The organism is Microbispora oryzae (assembly GCF_017896165.1).
Classification (GTDB): Bacteria; Actinomycetota; Actinomycetes; order Streptosporangiales; family Streptosporangiaceae; genus Microbispora; species Microbispora oryzae.
The window spans coordinates 312266-328019 of the sequence record NZ_JAFCNB010000005.1; the positions used below are offsets into that span (position 1 = coordinate 312266).

The following is a 15754-nucleotide window of genomic DNA, read 5'->3' on the forward strand; positions in this document are numbered from 1 at the left end:
AGCGTCCAGCGACATGTTCGTCGCGACGAGCCTACGGTGTCCACCGCTGTTGCGACACCGGCGCACGTGCGTGTTCTCCCGGGTCCGTGAGCACGGCCCGAAGGCCGAGCGGGCCGGGATCGTCCGCCGAAACCGCATGGACGGAGATCGCGTTACCCACGCGTGCCCCGTCCATGCGGATCCGAAGGACCGGCCGGGCCCCGTCCCCCCTCCACGCGTCCGGGACCCGGCCTCTCCACCACACCGGTCGTCGCCCGGCCGGTATGACGCGCCAAACGTAACCGGCCCAAGGTTGCATACGGGTTGCGATCAATCGGTTACTCATGGACATTGGCAAATATCGCCCCAAGGATTCTCACCGATCCCATGGGGAGGAGCGCCAGCCACGGAGAGTCACCGATGTCCGAGTTGCCGATTCACCGTATCCAGCCGACGGTGACGGAGCGTGCTTCCGGGGAAGGGACGCGGGAGGTCATCTCCGCGTCCTGGCGCCGGTGCCTCGCCGCCGGGATCGACCCCGACACGTCGTACGCGCCGCTGGTCTACGAGCAGGAGGACATCGGCGACGCGCGTTCCGCGCACCCGCTGGCCGCCCTGCTGCCCCTGCTCAGGACAACTCTCCTGCCGGCCCTGGACGAGGCCGCCAACATCATGGTCATCACCGACGCGGCCGGGCACGTGCTGTGGCGGGAGGGCCACCGCCGGGTCATGCGGCAGGCGGACGGGATCGGCCTGTCCGACGGTTTCGGCTGGTCGGAGGGGGCGGTCGGCACCAATGGAATCGGCACCGCCCTCGCAGACGGGCGAGCGGTCCGCGTCTACGCGGCCGAGCACCTCGCCCGGATCCTGCATCAGTGGTCGTGCACCGGCGCGCCCGTGCGCGACCCCGACTCCGGCCGCGTGATCGGGTGTCTCGACGTCAGCGGCATGACCCCCCGCCTCCACCCCGCGACGGACGCCCTGGTCCGCACCGCCGCCCGGCTCGCGGAGAGCGACCTGGCGCTGCGGATGCGGGAGCGCGACGAACGGCTCCGCTCACGGCACCATCGCCACGTCGACGGCGCAAGCGCCCTGGTCACGCTGACGGGCCGGGTCATCGCCGGCCCCTGGGCCGGGCCGGCCGTCCGCGTCCCCGAGTGCGGCGACCGGATCGTGCTCCCCGACGGGCGCCTGGGGATCCTCGAACCGCTCGGCGACGCCTACCGGCTCATCCCGGTCCCGGCCGGCGACGACGCCGTGCCCCGGCTCACGCTCACGATGCTCGGGTCGGATCATCCGTACGCGTTCCTCGACGGGGCACGGATCGACCTGTCACTGCGGCACGCGGAGATCGTCACGCTGCTCGCCCTGCACCCGCGCGGGCTCACGGCCGAGCGCCTCTCCTACCTTCTCTACGGAGACGAGGGCAACCCCGTCACCATCAGGGCCGAGATCCACCGGCTGCGCGCCCAGCTCAACACCGCCATCGCGGCCAAGCCGTACCGGCTGACCTGTGCCGTGCTTGCGGACTTCCTGGAGGTACGGCAGGCCCTCGCCGCCGGCGGGCTGTCATCGGTCGCCAGGCTCTATCAGGGGCCGCTGCTCCCCCGGTCCGAGGCCCCCGCGATCCGGAGCGCGCGGGAGGAACTGGAGGCCCGGGTGCGCGCGCAACTGCTGGCCCGGGGGTCAACCGACGACCTGTGGGCGTACGCCCAGACCCCGTCGGGCGCCGAGGACGCCGAGGTGCTCCAGCGCATCGTGTCGACCGTTCCGGTGGGCGACCAGCGGCACGCCGCCGCCCGCACCCGGCTGGCCCGGGTCGACGACTGACGCTCGGCCGCCGGGGAGACCGCGGCTCAGGAGTGATCGATCTCCTCGATGATCCGGCCGCCCAGCTCGCGCTGGATCAGCGCCATGCCGGTGAGCCCGCTCGCGCCGGCGTCGTTCAGAGGGTCCACCTCGTCGAAGTCGCCCCCGGATCCGCGGCGGCTCGGCACCGTCTCCGGCCAGGCGGCCCGGGAGCCCCCCGTCTGGGCGGCCCTGGCCGCGGACCGCGCGGCGGCCTGTCCGGGGCCGGGCCCACGGCTCACAGCGGGACCGAAACCTGAACCACCGAAACCTGAGCCACCGGGACCTGGGCTTGGGCTGTCGAAGTCGTCGGACGGCGCGTCCGGCCAGCTCTCGTCCGTCGGCTCCCCGGACGTCCGGGCGGCGGACGCCGAGCCGCCCTCGGCCTGCTGAGGAGCCGTCACCACGACGGCGGCGTGGGCCGTCGCCGTGGTGGACGGCGCGGGATCCATCCCCGCGCCGGAGTCGTGGGTGCCGTTCGCCGCCGGGCCGCCGGCCGGAGTCTCCGCCCCGCCCGTTCCCGACGGTCCGGCGGACGGCCCGGGAGCGGGCACGCCGGGAGCCGGGCCGCCCTGGGGTGCGCCGGCCGGGCCGCGCGGAGGGGCGGAGGGCGCGGGCCCCGCCGGGCCACGGGCCGACGGGCCCGCCGGTCCCGGGCCGGAGCCCCCGACGACCACGTCCACCCGCCAGGTGCCGCCGAGAACGTCCCCGAGGGCGGCCGCGACGACTTCGTCCCGCTTGCCCTTGAGGAACCCCTGCACGTCGCCGGGCTTCTCGAAGCCCACCGTCACGACGTTGCCCTCGACCCCCAGCAGCCGGCCCTGCGCGTTGAGGATCATCCAGGCCACCCGCTGGCGGCCCTTGATCGCCTCCAGCACCTGCGGCCACGCCTGCTGCACCGGTCCCGTTCCCGCCGTGGGGGCGGCCGGCGCCGCCGGAGCGGCCGATGTCGCGGGAGCGGCCGCCGGACGCGACGCCGGGGCGCCTGGCTTGACCGTCTCGGGCCAGTCGTCCGCGGCAGCGGACGCGGGCCCGGCCGACGGCGCGGGTGACATCGCGGGTCCTCCCGCGGCGCCCAGGGACGGCGACGGCCCGGTGCTCGGGGGCGTGGTCGGCGGCGCGGTCGGCGGCGTGGTCGGCGGCGCGGCCTGAGCGGGGACGGGAGCCGCGATCGGGGAGACCGCCGGGACGGCGGCCGCGATCACGGGCGCCTGCCCTCCGGCCGGGATGCCACGCTCCACACGCTCCAACCGGGCCAGCAGCGCGGCCTCCCCCTTCTCGGCGGCGGGCAGCAGGACGCGGGCACACATCAGTTCGAGCAGCAGGCGCGGGCTGGTCGCGCCCCGCATCTCGGTCAGCCCGGCGTTGAACACCTCGGCGGCCCGCGTCAGCTCGGCCGGCCCCATGGAGGCCGCCTGAGCCACGAGCCGTTCGAGTTCGTCGGCCGGACGATCGAGCAGGCCGCTGCCCGCCGCCTCCGGCACGTTCGCGAGAATCACCAGGTCGCGGAAGCGTTCGAGCAGGTCGGTGGCGAACCTCCGGGGATCGTGACCGCCCTCGATCACCCGGTTGACCGCGTGGAAGACGGCCGCGCCGTCCCTGGCGGCGAACGCGCCGACGACCTCGTCGAGGAGGTCTCCGTCGGTGTATCCGAGCAGCGACACGGCCCGCTGGTAGGTGATCCCGGCGTCGTCGGCGCCCGCGAGGAGCTGGTCGAGGATCGACAGCGTGTCGCGGGCCGACCCGGCACCCGCCCGTACGACGAGCGGCAGCGCGGCCGATTCGTACGGCACCGACTCGGACTGGAGGATCTCCTCCATGAGCTGCCGCAGCGTGGCGGGCGGCATCAGCCGGAAGGGGTAGTGGTGGGTGCGCGACTTGATCGTCCCGATGACCTTCTCGGGCTCGGTCGTCGCGAAGACGAACTTCAGGTGCGGCGGAGGCTCCTCCACCAGCTTGAGCAGCGCGTTGAAGCCCTCACGGGTGACCATGTGGGCCTCGTCGATGATGTAAATCTTGAAGCGGGCCGAGACGGGGGCGAAGAAGGCCCGCTCGCGCAGGTCACGGGCGTCGTCCACGCCACCGTGCGACGCGGCGTCGATCTCGATCACATCGAGGTGGCCCGGCCCGGTGGGGGCCAGGGCGACGCACGAGTCGCATTCGCCGCAGGGATCGGGCGTCGGGCCCTTCTCACAGTTGAGCGAACGAGCGAGGATGCGGGCGCTGGACGTCTTGCCGCAGCCGCGCGGGCCGCTGAAGAGGTAGGCGTGGTTGATGCGCCCACTGCGCAACGCCTGTCGCAGCGGCTCGGTGACGTGTTCCTGCCCCTTGACTTCGGCGAACGTCCCGGGCCTGTACTTGCGGTACAGCGCAAGACTCATGCCGCCTCCTCGGGGGGTCGACCCGGCCGGCGAATCCGCTAACTGAGAGACCCCTCGCGCACCCGCCAGAGCCCGCTTATCCTTGCTGCCTTCCGGCCCTGGGGAGGTTCACAGGATGACGCCGCGCGAGGGGTCCGCTGCACAGTCTAACCACTCGGCGACCGTGCGCAGGCCGATCGGAACAGTGGTCACCTGAGCCTGGAAAGTCCGCTAAGCTGTTCGGCGGAGGATTCGCCTAGTTGGCCTAGGGCGCACGCTTGGAAAGCGTGTTGGGGGCAACCCCTCAGGAGTTCGAATCTCCTATCCTCCGCGCTTGGTTGAGCAGCAAAAACGCGAAAGGCCCGGTCCATCCAACCGGGCCTTTCGCGCGTCGGGCTCAAGGCGGCGGCCGGCCCGCCAGGGGTCGAGCCGCCGGACGGCTAGTCGCTTCAGCCGTCGGTGGGGCCGGCGAAGGCGTAGCGGACGCCGGTGAGCTCTTCCGAGACGTCCCAGAGACGGCGGGCGACCTCGTCGTCCCGTGCGGCCGGGGACATGCCGACGAGCACCGGGTATCCCCGCTGTTCCATGAAGCCGTCCGGCCCCGCGTAACTCCCGGAGTCGATGCCCGGGGCGGTGGCGGCGTAGAGCAGGGGCAGGCTGCCCATCTCGGCGCTCTGGGCCATCAGCGTGTTCCCGAGCCGGACGGCCAGGCCCGCGAGCCGGTTGCCGTCCATCTCGGGCCCGACCGCCTGCAGGCCCGTGGCCGCGTAGCCGGGATGGGCCGCGACGCTGATCAGACCCGTCCCCCTCGCGCGGCGGGCGAGTTCGCGCATGAAGAGGAGGTTGGCGAGCTTCGACTGGGAGTACGCCCGCCACTTCCGATAGCGGCGTTCGCCATGGAGATCGGTGAAGTCGATCCGGCCGGACCTGTGCATGGCGCTGCTCACGGTGACCACCCGTGGCGCCGGACGGCTCAGCAGGGCCGGCAGCAGCAGCCCGGTCAGCGCGAAGTGGCCCAGATGGTTGGTGCCGAACTGGGTCTCGAACCCGTCGGGCGTGGTCATCCGGGGGATGGCCATCACCCCGGCGTTGTTGAGCAGGATGTCGACGCCGTACGGGGACACGGCACCGGCGAACTCCCGTACCGACGACAGATCCGCGAGATCCAGCCGCGTCACCTCGACGTCCGCGCCGGGCGACGCGGCACGCATCCGGGCCGCCGCGCGCTCGCCCTTGGCGGTGTCACGACAGGCGAGGACGACGCGAGCGCCACGCCTGGCCAGCTCTCCCGCGGCGATCATGCCGAGGCCTCCGCCGGCGCCGGTCACAATTGCGATCTTGCCCGACTGATCGGGGATGTCGGCGGGAGTCCATACCATGGGTGCCTCCTGCGGCGGGGACCCCAACCCTAATCGGATCACCCCCGGCTTGTGCTCGTCGCGGAGAGAGAGTTGTGATGGAGGAGTCGGGCTCACCCGGGCGGCCTGCCGACGTCTGGCCGGTCACGTCACCCGGGTTCGAGCGACCTTCGAGCGGAAGGGAGCCGATACCGATGACAGTGACTCTGGAAAAGAGCGTCAGAGACTTCGTCTCGGCCCCGCACCAGCTCTTCATCGACGGCGACCGGGTGGACTCCGTCTTGGGCAGGACCTTCGCGACACCCGACCCGGCCACGGGAGAGACCCTCGCGTGGGTGGCGGAGGCCGGCACCGAAGACGTCGACCTGGCGGTACGCGCGGCCCGCCGGGCCTTCACCGGACCGTGGTCGCGGATGACCCCCGCGCAGCGAGGGCACGTGATCTGGCGGATCGGCGATCTGATCCTGGAACACGCCGAGCGGCTGGCCCAGCTGGAGACCCTCGACAACGGCAAGGCTCTTGCGGTGGCCCGCGCCGCCGACATTCCGGCGGCCGCTGCGCTGTTCCACTACATGGCGGGCTGGGCCACCAAGATCGAGGGAAGCACGATTCCACTCTCCGTGCCGGGCGCCGGATTCCACGCGTACACCCTGCGGGAGCCCGTGGGCGTGGTCGGGCAGATCATCCCGTGGAACTTCCCGCTGCTCATGGCCGCCTGGAAGGTCGCGCCCGCCCTGGCGACCGGGAACGTCGTGGTCCTCAAGCCCGCGGAGCAGACCCCGCTGTCGGCGCTGTACCTGGCGGAGCTGATCGCCGAGGCGGGGGCGCCCGACGGCGTGGTCAACGTCATTCCCGGGTACGGCGAGATCGCCGGCGCCGCCCTCGCCGCACACGAGGACGTGGACAAGGTCGCGTTCACCGGCTCCACCGAGGTCGGCAAGATGATCGTCCAGGCCGCCGCGGGCAACCTGAAGAAGCTCACGCTTGAGCTCGGCGGCAAGAGCCCGAACGTGGTCTTCGACGACGCCGATCTCACCGTCGCCATCCCGGCCGCCGCGAGCGCGATCTTCTTCAACCACGGCCAGTGCTGCTCGGCCGGCTCCCGCCTGTATGTCCAGGAGAGCCGGTTCGACGAGGTGGTCGACGGGGTCGCCGACATCGCCCGCCATATCAGGGTCGGTCCAGGTATGGAGCCCGGCACGGAGATGGGCCCGCTCATCTCGGACGAGCAGCTGCGCCGCGTGACCGGCTACCTCGAGTCCGGCCGCGCGGAGGGCGCGGAGACCAGAGCGGGGGGCCGGCGGTGCGGCGACCGCGGTTACTTCCTGGAGCCCACCGTGCTCACCGGGACCCGTCGGGACATGAAGGTCGTCCGTGAGGAGATCTTCGGCCCGGTGCTCGTGGCGTCACCGTTCTCGGAGCTGGACGAGATCGCCGCCGAGGCCAACGACACGCCGTACGGGCTCGCCGCCGGCGTCTGGACCCGTGACCTGGCCAAGGCGCAGGCCCTCGCGGGGAAGATCCGCGCGGGCACGGTGTGGATCAACTGCTACAACGTCTTCGATCCGGCCCTGCCGTTCGGCGGCTACAAGCAGTCCGGCTGGGGCCGGGAGATGGGCCACGCGGTGCTGGATGCGTACACCGAGGTGAAGTCGGTCTGCGTCCAGCTGTAGTGATCCACTCCCGGCGGCAGCCGGGGCCGGGCGGGGGGGCCTGATCCCCGCGCCCGGTCGCGTGGCGGTCGTCAGAGCTCGGTGCTCCGCGGCGGCGTGGCCGTGCCGTGCAGAAGCGTGGAGTACGTCGCGAAGGCCTGCGGGGCGGCCTCCCGGATGATGGCGGCGACCTCCGGCGGCATGTTGCCGAAGACGCCTTCGATGACATCGGGGTCGGCTTCGTACATCGCGAGGCCGAGCGCGAGCGACAGCATCTCCGGGTCGAGATCGGCGGACATCTGCTGGATGGCCTGGTTCCACTCCGCCGCGGTGATATGCCTCTCCATCAGCGGCACGATCTTCTCCTCCTCCGCCGCCAGATGCTCGTGCAGCAGCGGAAGCAGCCGTTCGAGAGCATCCGCCACGGTGTTGCCCGCGTCCGCCGCGAAACCCCCGTTCCACGCCTCCAGCGCGCCGTCGACCTCGCTGATCGCCTTGTCGATCTGTTCGTGATGGCTCTCCATCAGATGGACGGTCGGCGCGATCTCCGCCGGCGCCCGCTCCAACAGCACCGGCCAGACGTACTTGTCCTCGGTCCCGTGGTGCTCGTGGAGGATGGCCGCCATCGTCCTTGCGTGGCCGTAGACGACGTCCCCCCGCTCGGTGGCCCCGTCCGCGACGCCCCGCACCAGCCCGGGCAGCAGCCCGAACTCGCGCCGCAGCATGCGGTGCACCATGTCCATCTCGCGGCCGTCGAAGTACGACTCCGTGGTTGCCACTTCTGTCCCCCATGTCACGAAAAGTACAAAGCACCCAGAAGGTAACAGGCATTCATTAATGGCAAGTAAACCGACACAGTCCTCTCTCATGCCTGATCGGCGATGCGCGCGGACCCTCGTCGGGTGACCTCGGCCTGGCACCTCGCCACCGGTCCGCCTCTATCAGGCAAATTTGGACGAATGTCGGAGACATCCAGCTATCGGACAGGAATGATCGTCCGCCTCCTGGGCAGGGGAGCGGGGCGATAGCATCGGCCGCGCAATGAGCGCCCCACGCACCGGGAGCGTCGCAATGGATTTCGATGATCGAGCTGATCTCGACGCCTCTCAGGTGGAGGACGTCGGCGGGGGCGGTGGCGGCTTCCGCGGCGGCGGTCTCGCGATCGGCGGCGGAGCCGTCGGCATCATCGCTCTCGTCCTGGCACTCATCTTCGGCGTCAACCCCGGCGACATCCTGGGGAGCGGCGGCGACCAGCCGACGAGCGTCCAGCCCGGCTCCAACCTGAGCAAGGAGTGCAGGACCGGCGCCGACGCCGACAAGTCGGAGAAGTGCCGGGTCGTCGGCATCGTCAACAGCGTCCAGAAGTTCTGGGACGGCCAGATCCAGGGCTACACCCCCGCCAAGACCACCCTGTTCTCGGGCGCCGTCCAGACCGGCTGCGGCGCCGCGGACACCTCGGTCGGGCCGTTCTACTGTCCCGCCGACAAGCACGTCTACCTCGACCTGACCTTCTTCGACGAGCTCCGGTCCAGGTTCGGGGCCGAGGGCGGGCCATTCGCCGAGGCGTACGTCATCGCGCACGAGTACGGCCACCACGCGCAGGACCTGCTGGGCACGATGGACCGGGTCGGGCAGCAGCAGGGCGCCCAGAGCGGTTCGGTGCGGCTGGAACTGCAGGCCGACTGCTACGCGGGGCTGTGGGCCAGGCACGGGTTGGAGACCGGCTACTTCACCAAGCCGTTCTCCGAGGCCGACATCAGGCAGGCGCTCGACGCCGCCGCGGCCGTCGGCGACGATCACATCCAGGAGCAGGCGCAGGGGCGGGCCAACCCGGACACCTACACCCACGGCACCTCCGCGCAGCGGGTGAAGTGGTTCGGCGCGGGTTACAAGTCGGGCGACATCTCCTCCTGCGACACCTTCTCGGGGAGAGTGTGACGGGCGGACTTCCCGCCACTCTGGACACCAAACGATGGCATTGCACCTAAACTACGTACCGTGATCTTTAAAACGATCGGCGATGGACGTCCCTATCCCGAGCACAGCCTCTCTCACCGTGATTGGGCGGCGATCCCGCCCCGGCAGGTGCGGCTGGACACGCTGATCACCACGAAGGCCGTTCTGGACCTGCACTCGCTGCTCGCCAAGGACTCCACGTTCTACGGCGACCTGTTTCCCCACGTCGTGCAGTGGAACGGCGAGCTCTACCTGGAGGACGGCCTGCACCGGGCGCTGCGGGCCGCGCTCCATCAGCGCTCCGTGCTGCACGCCCGGGTCCTGGAACTGCAGGACTGACGGCGCGGACGGACCCCCTCTCTGATCGCGAGCGCTCGAACTACTCCGTACGTCTTATGACGCCTGGTCGGTACGACCGGTGCGGTAGCGGAAATGCCCGCCCTCGGCCGACGACGTGGGGCAGCGGCGCCGGGAGCATCGTTGGGCAACTGCTCCCTCCGCGAAGGCGGTCGCCCATGCTGTTCATAGAACTGTCTGTGCCGAAAGGCGTCTTCGGCGAGGCCGAGCGCCGCGACCTGGCGGGCCGGCTGACGGGGCGACGGCTGCTGTCGAGCGCCCACGGTGCGCCCGACGCCGTCGATCCCGGGGTGATGGACCTGCTCGACTCGCTCAGCCACGTGGTGGTGCGAGAAGAGGAGATCTGGGTCACGGGAGGGGAGACGCCGGACGCCGCGCGGAACCCCTGGTACGTGGTCAACGTGACCGTCGGCATGTGGGGCAAGGAGATGAGTGACCACCTCATCACCCGCGTCAGCGCCGAACTGGCGGACTGGCAGGGCGATCCCGAGCCTCGCGTCCTGGTGAACGTCATCCCGGTCCCCGAGGGGGGCTACGGCGTGTATGGGCGGCCTCATCGCTCCCCCGACATGCTCCGGTTGATCGAGGAGGCCAAGACCGGTTCCGCGGCGCCGGCATCGGACGGCATGATCGTCGACCCCCTCTGCGGCGCCACGATTCCGCTCTCCGACGCCGTCATCCTGGAACGGGACGGGCAGACGTACGGATTCTGCTGCTCCCACTGCCGTGGCCACTTCGCGAAGCGGCTGAAGGACGCGAGCGTGTCCTGACGGTGTCCGGCATCCGGGCACGGTCGTCACCGGCCGACCCGGGAGGCCAGTTCGGTCTGTTCCGCGAGCAACTGCGCGAGCCGCTCCGGAGAGGCGGCGTCCACCGTCGCCCACAGCCCGGCCCTGACCTCCGCGGGGGTGATCCGCCGACGGCGCGATGCGTACCATCCGCCCGGCTCGCCGGACGGGCCCACCGCCCGCCACACACCCCAGCCGGGGAAGTCGCGCTCAAGCCGGCGGCGCTGCTCCAGGTCGTCGTAGCTCTCGATCCTCATCAGGCGGCCTCTCTCACGGACTGCGCGCTGTACGGCTCACGCCGCCCGGGCGGCGGCGCGGGTGGCCGTCCGGCGGCCCGGACGGCGCGGACGGCGCGGGCGGCCGCGGCCTCGATCGGCAGCATGGGCGACATGGGCGGGCGGACGCACCGCGCGGGCTCCGGAACGGGGAACCTGCCGGTGAGACCGAGACGCCGCCGCACCTCGCCGCGCCGGCGCATCTGCACGGTGGTCGGCGGCTCGTACACGTGCCGCGGCCGCGAGGGCACACTGTCGGCCTCGTGCGCGTACGGCGGGTGGCCGCACCAGCGGCAGCCGAGCGGCAGGGGAGGCCGCGCGGTGTGGTGGCGGACGTAGGTGCGCCGAATGGTGCCGTCGGCCCATCGGACGTGGCTATGGTGGGTCATCGGGTCAGGAGCTCCATCCTGATCAAGGGTCCGGCCGGGCGCTGCTATCGCCTGCCGGACCCGACTCATGTGTGCGGGGGTGCCCCGTCGGGGCGCTTCGGGGATGGCCGTTGCGGGCACGGCCGGCATGACCATGGGGTTCTCCACCTCACTACCCTCCTCGGAGTGCGTAGACTACTGGTACGAGAGAAGTCAACTAGACGTCTCTCGCCCAGGTAGCTTGTCTCACAGAGAGTCATCGGTCAAGTTGTCTACTCAGATCGGTCCCGAGTCGGAGACCACACCGGACCACAAATACCTACAGATCGCCGACGACCTCCGTCGGCGCATCTCCGGCGGAGAGCTGCGGCCCGGCGGCCGGATCCCCTCGCGCGCCGAGCTCACCCGGCGCCACGGCGTCGCCTCTGCCATCGTGTCCCGCGCCGTGTCCATCCTCGTGACCGAGGGCCTCGTCGAGTGCCGGCAGGGATCCGGCGCGTACGTGCTGCCGCCGAAGACACGGCTGCAGCTGTCCCGGGCGTGGTATCGGGAGGTGCGCGGCGGCAGCCCGTTCGCCGGCGACATGGAGGCCCAGGGCAAGGCGCCCGCGTGGCGGACGCATTCCCGCATGGTCCACGCGACCGCGGATGTCGCCCGGCGCCTCGCCATCGCCGAGGGCGACCCGGTCATGCGGACGGTGTACGTCTACACCGCCGACGAGGCGCCGGTGCAGCGCGCCGTCTCCTATGAGCCGTACGCGCTGACCCAGGGCACACCGATCGCCCTCCCGGAGGACGGCCCGCACGCCGGGCGAGGCGTCCGGGACCGCATGGCCGTGATCGGCGTGACCGTGACACACCGATCGGAGGCGGTGTCGGCACGCGGAGCGACGATCGAGGAGGCCCGCGACCTGCGGATCTCCCTCGGCGTGATCGTCACCGTCCTACGCAGGACCTACTTCGCCGACGACCTGCCCGTGGAGACGGCCGACATTCTCGCGCCCGGCGACGCCGCCGAGTTCGTGTACGTCCTGCCGATGGACCAGGCGGGCCCGTGAACATCCGGAACCGAGGCCCGGACGCGAAGAAGCCCGTCCCCTGTGGGAACGGGCTCCGGCGTCGCTGCTGATCAGCGTGGCGGTGGAGGTGGGATTTGAACCCACGGTAGGTTGCCCTACACACGCTTTCGAGGCGTGCGCCCTCGGCCACTAGGCGACTCCACCGCGCAGCAGCTTACCGGACGCCGGAGGGTGCCCGCGCATCCGTTTCCCAACCGGGATCATCCCCCGCGGGCATCACGGCGGGCGTCACGGCGGGCGTCACGGCGGCGGCCCTCGAAGAACTCGGTCAGCACGGCGGCGCACTCCCCCGCGAGGATTCCCATGACGACCTCGGGCCGATGGTTGAGCCGTCGGTCCCTGACCACGTCCCACAGCGAGCCCACGGCCCCGGCCTTCTCGTCCACGGCGCCGTACACGAGCCGGTCGACCCGGGCGAGGACCGCGGCGCCCGCGCACATCGTGCAGGGCTCCAACGTGACCACGAGGGTGCATCCGGACAGGCGGCGGTCGCCCAGGACGCGCGCGGCGGCGCGCAGTGCGAGGACCTCGGCGTGCGCGGTCGGGTCGCCCGTCGTCTCCCGCTCGTTGCCCGCGGCGGCCACGACGGCGCCGTCGGGGCCCAGCACGACCGCGCCGATCGGCACCTCTCCCCGCTCGGCCGCGCGGCCGGCCTCCGCCAGCGCGAGCCGCATCGCGTCGTCGTAGCAGCCGGGCGCGGGACCGGTCACCGCACCCGGTCGAGCTCGTCGGCGAAGCCGAGCCGCTCGGCGATCAGGGACAGCATGTCGGCGGGCAGCACGCCCTCCTCCATGCTGAGCTCAAGCAACTCGGCGGCGCCCACGGAGAAGTCGGCGAGCAGGTCGAGATCGCCCACGGGACGGATGCCGAGATCGGGTGTCTCCGTGTCCGTGGCCACCCCGGCGAGCTCGGCGAGGATCTCCCCGAGCGGGTCGCCCCGCACGGCGTGGGCGTCGGAGATGAACACCCGCGGATCGAGGTCGTCCTGGTAGCGGATGATGGCGAACCACTCGTCCTCGACCTCGACGCACAGCAGGGCGAGCTCGTCGCCGTTCAGGCCGAGCGCCTCCTGGACGGCGTCACCCAGATCGTCGGCGATCTCGGCCTCACCGAGATCGACCTCGGCGCCGGCCCACCCCGCGCCGGTCCTGGCGAATGCGGCAGAGAAGAGGTTGGATCTGGAGGGCATTGCCGTCTCCCCGGGGAGATGATTCAGCCGAGGACGGCGTCCACGGCGCGCTCGAAGGGCTGGGAGAAGCCCAGCCGCGCGGCGATGCTGGACAGCACCTCGTCGGGCAGCAGGTCGAGGTCGCCCGACAGGGCGCCCAGCTCCATCTCGTCGAGCCCGAGATCGGCGAAGATGGACAGATCACCCGCGGGGAGCACGCTGTCGAGCTCCTCCTCCTCGGGCACCGGGACGTCGAGATATTCGAGGACATCCTGCGCGAGCGGCCAGTCCCACGCAGCGGTGATGTCGGACAGGAACACGCTCACGCGCTCGCCGAAGACCCGTAACGCCACGAAGAAGTCATCCCCCACGGCCACCATGCCAATCGTGGTGCCCATGCTCGGCGTCTGCCGCAGTGCGTGGATCAGCCCGCGCAGGTCTGACGTGAGCGCCACGGGGAGCATCTCCGCCTCCCAGCGGTCCTCCTCGCGGTAGACCACGATGGCGAAGTCAAGCGCGTCTAGGTCGGTCATCGTCTTCCCCACCGGAATGGCTCTCACGTCAGGCAATCGTCCCAGACTCGAGTTACGGCCGTACGGCCGTCTCCCCAAATTGTGATCAAAACCGTCAGGCGACGTCGAGGGTTGTCCCAGGACCAGGTAACTTTTGGTGCCATGGAGACCCTCGTCGTCGACCACCCGCTCGTCGCCCACAAGCTCACCACCCTGCGCGACGTGCGGACCGACTCGCCGACCTTCCGCAGGCTCGCCGACGAACTGGTCACCCTGCTCGCGTACGAGGCGACCCGCGACGTCCGCGTCACCGACGTGACGGTCGACACCCCGCTCGCCCCAGCCCACGGAGTGCGGCTCGCCCGCCCGGCCCCGATCGTGGTGCCCATCCTGCGGGCCGGCCTCGGGATGCTCGACGGGATGACCCGGCTGCTGCCCACGGCCGAGGTCGGCTTCCTCGGGATGATCCGCGACGAGTCGACGCTCAAGGCGCAGACCTACGCGACGCGCCTGCCCGACGACCTGTCGGGGCGGCAGTGCTACGTGCTCGACCCGATGCTGGCCACCGGCGGCACCCTCGCCGCGGCCGTCCAGTTCCTCTTCGACCGCGGCGCCGAGGACGTCACCGCGATCTGCCTGCTTGCCGCGCCGGAGGGCCTCACGCGCATGGACGAGGCCTTCCAGGGGACGGGCAAGCCCGTCCGCGTCGTCACCGCCGCCCTCGACGAGCGGCTCAACGAGAACGGCTACATCGTGCCGGGTCTCGGAGACGCTGGAGATCGCCTGTACGGCGTGGTCTGACCCCTTCCGCCATCGTTTCCCGTCATAGTTACATCGCGTGCCCACGAGGGTACGTAGAGTGACGTCGACGTCTCTTCGCGTTACGCGAGCGGCGCGCCACCAGGGAGAGGGATGAGCCAGCTTCCGGGCGACGAGCGCTACGAGCAGCTCGAGGCCCTGCTCAGGGAGGAGTTCGCGGGGGTGCACCCCGCCGCGACCGTCACCCGTTGTGTCGAGGCCGCGCACCATGGGGCGGTGGAGGTGACCGGCTCCGCTCCCCCGGCGCTGGTCGAGCGCATCGCCCGCAAACATCTCCGGGTCCTGGCGACCGCCGCCGCGGAGCGGAAGTGACGCCGGCTGTCGGAGTGGCGGGCCTGTGGGTGTTTCACACCTTTACCGAACGGCCGCCCTGGGTAATCTATAAGTCATGGGAGTGGTGACGGCAGTGCAGGGCAAGAAGATCGTCAAGTGGGGTGCGATCGTCATGGTCGGTTACTACCTGCTCGCGCGGCCAACTGACGCCGCACACACAGTGCACGGCGCCTTCGACGGGATGGTGAGTGCGGCGAACTCGATGGCCCAGTTCTTCGCCACCCTGACATGAGACTTGTGACCCACGGGGACTCCGCCCCGTCGTCGGTCAACCGTTACCTTCTCCCCCACGAACATCAGGTCATCATGGTGCGGCGTCACCCCGCCGTGCTCCTCCGGCCGATCGCCGAGATCTTCGGCGGGCTCATCCTGGCCGGTCTGCTCAGCAAATGGCTGAGCGACAGCGGCGCCGGCCAGATCCTCGTCCTCGTCTGGTGGGCCTGGTTGCTGCTCCTCGTCCGCTTCGTGTGGAAAGTGGCGGAGTGGTCGGTCGACTACTTCGTCGTGACGTCCCAGCGAATGCTCCTCACCACCGGACTCATCACGCGCAAGGTCGCGATGATGCCCCTGAGCAAGGTCACCGACATGAGCTTCCAGCGCTCGCTCCTCGGCCGCATGCTCGGCTATGGCGAGTTCGTCATGGAGTCGGCCGGCCAGGATCAGGCGCTGCGGACCGTGCCGCACATCCCCTATCCGGAGACCTTGTATCTGGAGGTCTGTCAGATGATCTTCCCCAGCAAGGACGGAGACGACGACTAGCGCGTCGCCGCGTTACCGTCCGCTCACCGTTCGCTCATCGTTCGGATCTCGTGATCGAACCTTCACCGTCGTGATTCTTGACGGAGGGTTACACGATTCGGTCGCTTCATGCCATTATGGCGACACCATTGACCATTCCCCCGC

General features: G+C 70.7%; 18 protein-coding genes, 2 tRNA genes and 1 other RNA gene. 11 read left to right on the plus strand and 10 right to left on the minus strand.

The window, feature by feature from the left end; genetic code table 11:
* Positions 1-435: 435 nt before the first annotated feature.
* The gene (locus JOL79_RS12340; protein WP_210155896.1) at positions 436-1809 is read left to right on the plus strand and encodes a helix-turn-helix domain-containing protein; all 1374 of its coding nucleotides are present in this window, start codon (positions 436-438) and stop codon (positions 1807-1809) included.
* Positions 1810-1835: 26 nt separating this feature from the next.
* Here the strand turns inward: JOL79_RS12340 and JOL79_RS12345 are convergent, their stop codons facing one another.
* The gene (locus tag JOL79_RS12345) at positions 1836-4208 is read right to left on the minus strand and encodes a DNA polymerase III subunit gamma and tau (RefSeq protein WP_210155897.1); all 2373 of its coding nucleotides are present in this window, start codon (positions 4206-4208) and stop codon (positions 1836-1838) included.
* Between the two features lie 42 nt (positions 4209-4250).
* An RNA gene (gene ffs / locus JOL79_RS12350) (signal recognition particle sRNA small type) lies at positions 4251-4346 on the minus strand.
* Between the two features lie 86 nt (positions 4347-4432).
* Here ffs and JOL79_RS12355 point away from each other — a divergent pair.
* Positions 4433-4518 (plus strand) — tRNA-Ser (locus tag JOL79_RS12355).
* A 118-nt stretch (positions 4519-4636) separates the two neighbouring features.
* Here the strand turns inward: JOL79_RS12355 and JOL79_RS12360 are convergent.
* A complete protein-coding gene (locus JOL79_RS12360) occupies positions 4637-5566 on the minus strand; it encodes an oxidoreductase (RefSeq protein ID WP_210155898.1) in 930 nt (309 codons plus the stop codon).
* 173 nt (positions 5567-5739) lie between these two features.
* Between JOL79_RS12360 and JOL79_RS12365 the strand changes: the two genes are divergently transcribed.
* On the plus strand, positions 5740-7218 hold the full coding sequence (locus JOL79_RS12365) for an aldehyde dehydrogenase family protein (RefSeq protein WP_210155899.1): 1479 nt from the start codon (positions 5740-5742) through the stop codon (positions 7216-7218).
* Positions 7219-7289: 71 nt separating this feature from the next.
* On the opposite strand, the gene JOL79_RS12370 is transcribed toward JOL79_RS12365, so the two are convergent.
* Positions 7290-7976: a hemerythrin domain-containing protein gene (locus tag JOL79_RS12370; protein ID WP_210155900.1), complete on the minus strand. Its 687-nt coding sequence runs from the start codon at positions 7974-7976 to the stop codon at positions 7290-7292.
* 292 nt (positions 7977-8268) lie between these two features.
* Here JOL79_RS12370 and ypfJ point away from each other — a divergent pair, with 292 nt between their 5' ends.
* The 3 genes from ypfJ (at position 8269) to JOL79_RS12385 (ending at position 10280) form a co-directional block, all read left to right on the plus strand.
* On the plus strand, positions 8269-9135 hold the full coding sequence (ypfJ, locus tag JOL79_RS12375; RefSeq protein ID WP_210155901.1) for a KPN_02809 family neutral zinc metallopeptidase: 867 nt from the start codon (positions 8269-8271) through the stop codon (positions 9133-9135).
* Positions 9136-9195: 60 nt separating this feature from the next.
* Positions 9196-9492, plus strand: coding sequence for a type II toxin-antitoxin system VapB family antitoxin (locus JOL79_RS12380; protein WP_210155902.1), 297 nt, complete (start codon positions 9196-9198; stop codon positions 9490-9492).
* Between the two features lie 176 nt (positions 9493-9668).
* Positions 9669-10280, plus strand: coding sequence for a YHS domain protein (locus tag JOL79_RS12385; protein WP_210155903.1), 612 nt, complete (start codon positions 9669-9671; stop codon positions 10278-10280).
* 26 nt (positions 10281-10306) lie between these two features.
* Here JOL79_RS12385 and JOL79_RS12390 read toward each other — a convergent pair whose 3' ends face one another.
* Both JOL79_RS12390 and JOL79_RS12395 read right to left on the minus strand, forming a co-directional pair.
* Positions 10307-10555 (minus strand): hypothetical protein, encoded by a 249-nt coding sequence (locus JOL79_RS12390; RefSeq protein WP_210155904.1) that lies wholly within the window; start codon positions 10553-10555, stop codon positions 10307-10309.
* Positions 10555-10962, minus strand: a complete 408-nt coding sequence (locus JOL79_RS12395) for a hypothetical protein (protein WP_210155905.1) — start codon at positions 10960-10962, stop codon at positions 10555-10557. Before JOL79_RS12395 ends, JOL79_RS12390 begins: the two co-directional genes overlap by 1 nt.
* A gap of 247 nt (positions 10963-11209) precedes the next feature.
* Here JOL79_RS12395 and JOL79_RS12400 point away from each other — a divergent pair, with 247 nt between their 5' ends.
* The gene (locus JOL79_RS12400; protein ID WP_230984647.1) at positions 11210-11998 is read left to right on the plus strand and encodes a GntR family transcriptional regulator; all 789 of its coding nucleotides are present in this window, start codon (positions 11210-11212) and stop codon (positions 11996-11998) included.
* A 77-nt stretch (positions 11999-12075) separates the two neighbouring features.
* Here JOL79_RS12400 and JOL79_RS12405 read toward each other — a convergent pair.
* From JOL79_RS12405 to JOL79_RS12420, 4 genes are all read right to left on the minus strand, one after another.
* Positions 12076-12163, minus strand: a tRNA-Ser gene (locus tag JOL79_RS12405).
* Between the two features lie 56 nt (positions 12164-12219).
* Entirely contained in the window at positions 12220-12693 is a 474-nt protein-coding gene (tadA, locus tag JOL79_RS12410; protein ID WP_210156003.1) for a tRNA adenosine(34) deaminase TadA, read from the minus strand.
* Positions 12694-12725: 32 nt separating this feature from the next.
* Positions 12726-13208 (minus strand): tRNA adenosine deaminase-associated protein, encoded by a 483-nt coding sequence (locus tag JOL79_RS12415; RefSeq protein WP_210155906.1) that lies wholly within the window; start codon positions 13206-13208, stop codon positions 12726-12728.
* Positions 13209-13231: 23 nt separating this feature from the next.
* Entirely contained in the window at positions 13232-13720 is a 489-nt protein-coding gene (locus JOL79_RS12420; RefSeq protein WP_210155907.1) for a tRNA adenosine deaminase-associated protein, read from the minus strand.
* A 141-nt stretch (positions 13721-13861) separates the two neighbouring features.
* Here JOL79_RS12420 and upp point away from each other — a divergent pair, with 141 nt between their 5' ends.
* The 4 genes from upp to JOL79_RS12440 all read left to right on the plus strand — a co-directional run bounded on the left by upp (position 13862) and on the right by JOL79_RS12440 (position 15610).
* On the plus strand, positions 13862-14500 hold the full coding sequence (upp, locus tag JOL79_RS12425) for a uracil phosphoribosyltransferase (protein WP_210155908.1): 639 nt from the start codon (positions 13862-13864) through the stop codon (positions 14498-14500).
* A gap of 111 nt (positions 14501-14611) precedes the next feature.
* Entirely contained in the window at positions 14612-14830 is a 219-nt protein-coding gene (locus JOL79_RS12430; protein ID WP_210155909.1) for a hypothetical protein, read from the plus strand.
* 76 nt (positions 14831-14906) lie between these two features.
* Entirely contained in the window at positions 14907-15083 is a 177-nt protein-coding gene (locus JOL79_RS12435; RefSeq protein ID WP_210155910.1) for a hypothetical protein, read from the plus strand.
* Positions 15080-15610 (plus strand): PH domain-containing protein, encoded by a 531-nt coding sequence (locus tag JOL79_RS12440; RefSeq protein ID WP_210155911.1) that lies wholly within the window; start codon positions 15080-15082, stop codon positions 15608-15610. Before JOL79_RS12435 ends, JOL79_RS12440 begins: the two co-directional genes overlap by 4 nt.
* The last annotated feature ends 144 nt before the right edge of the window (positions 15611-15754 follow it).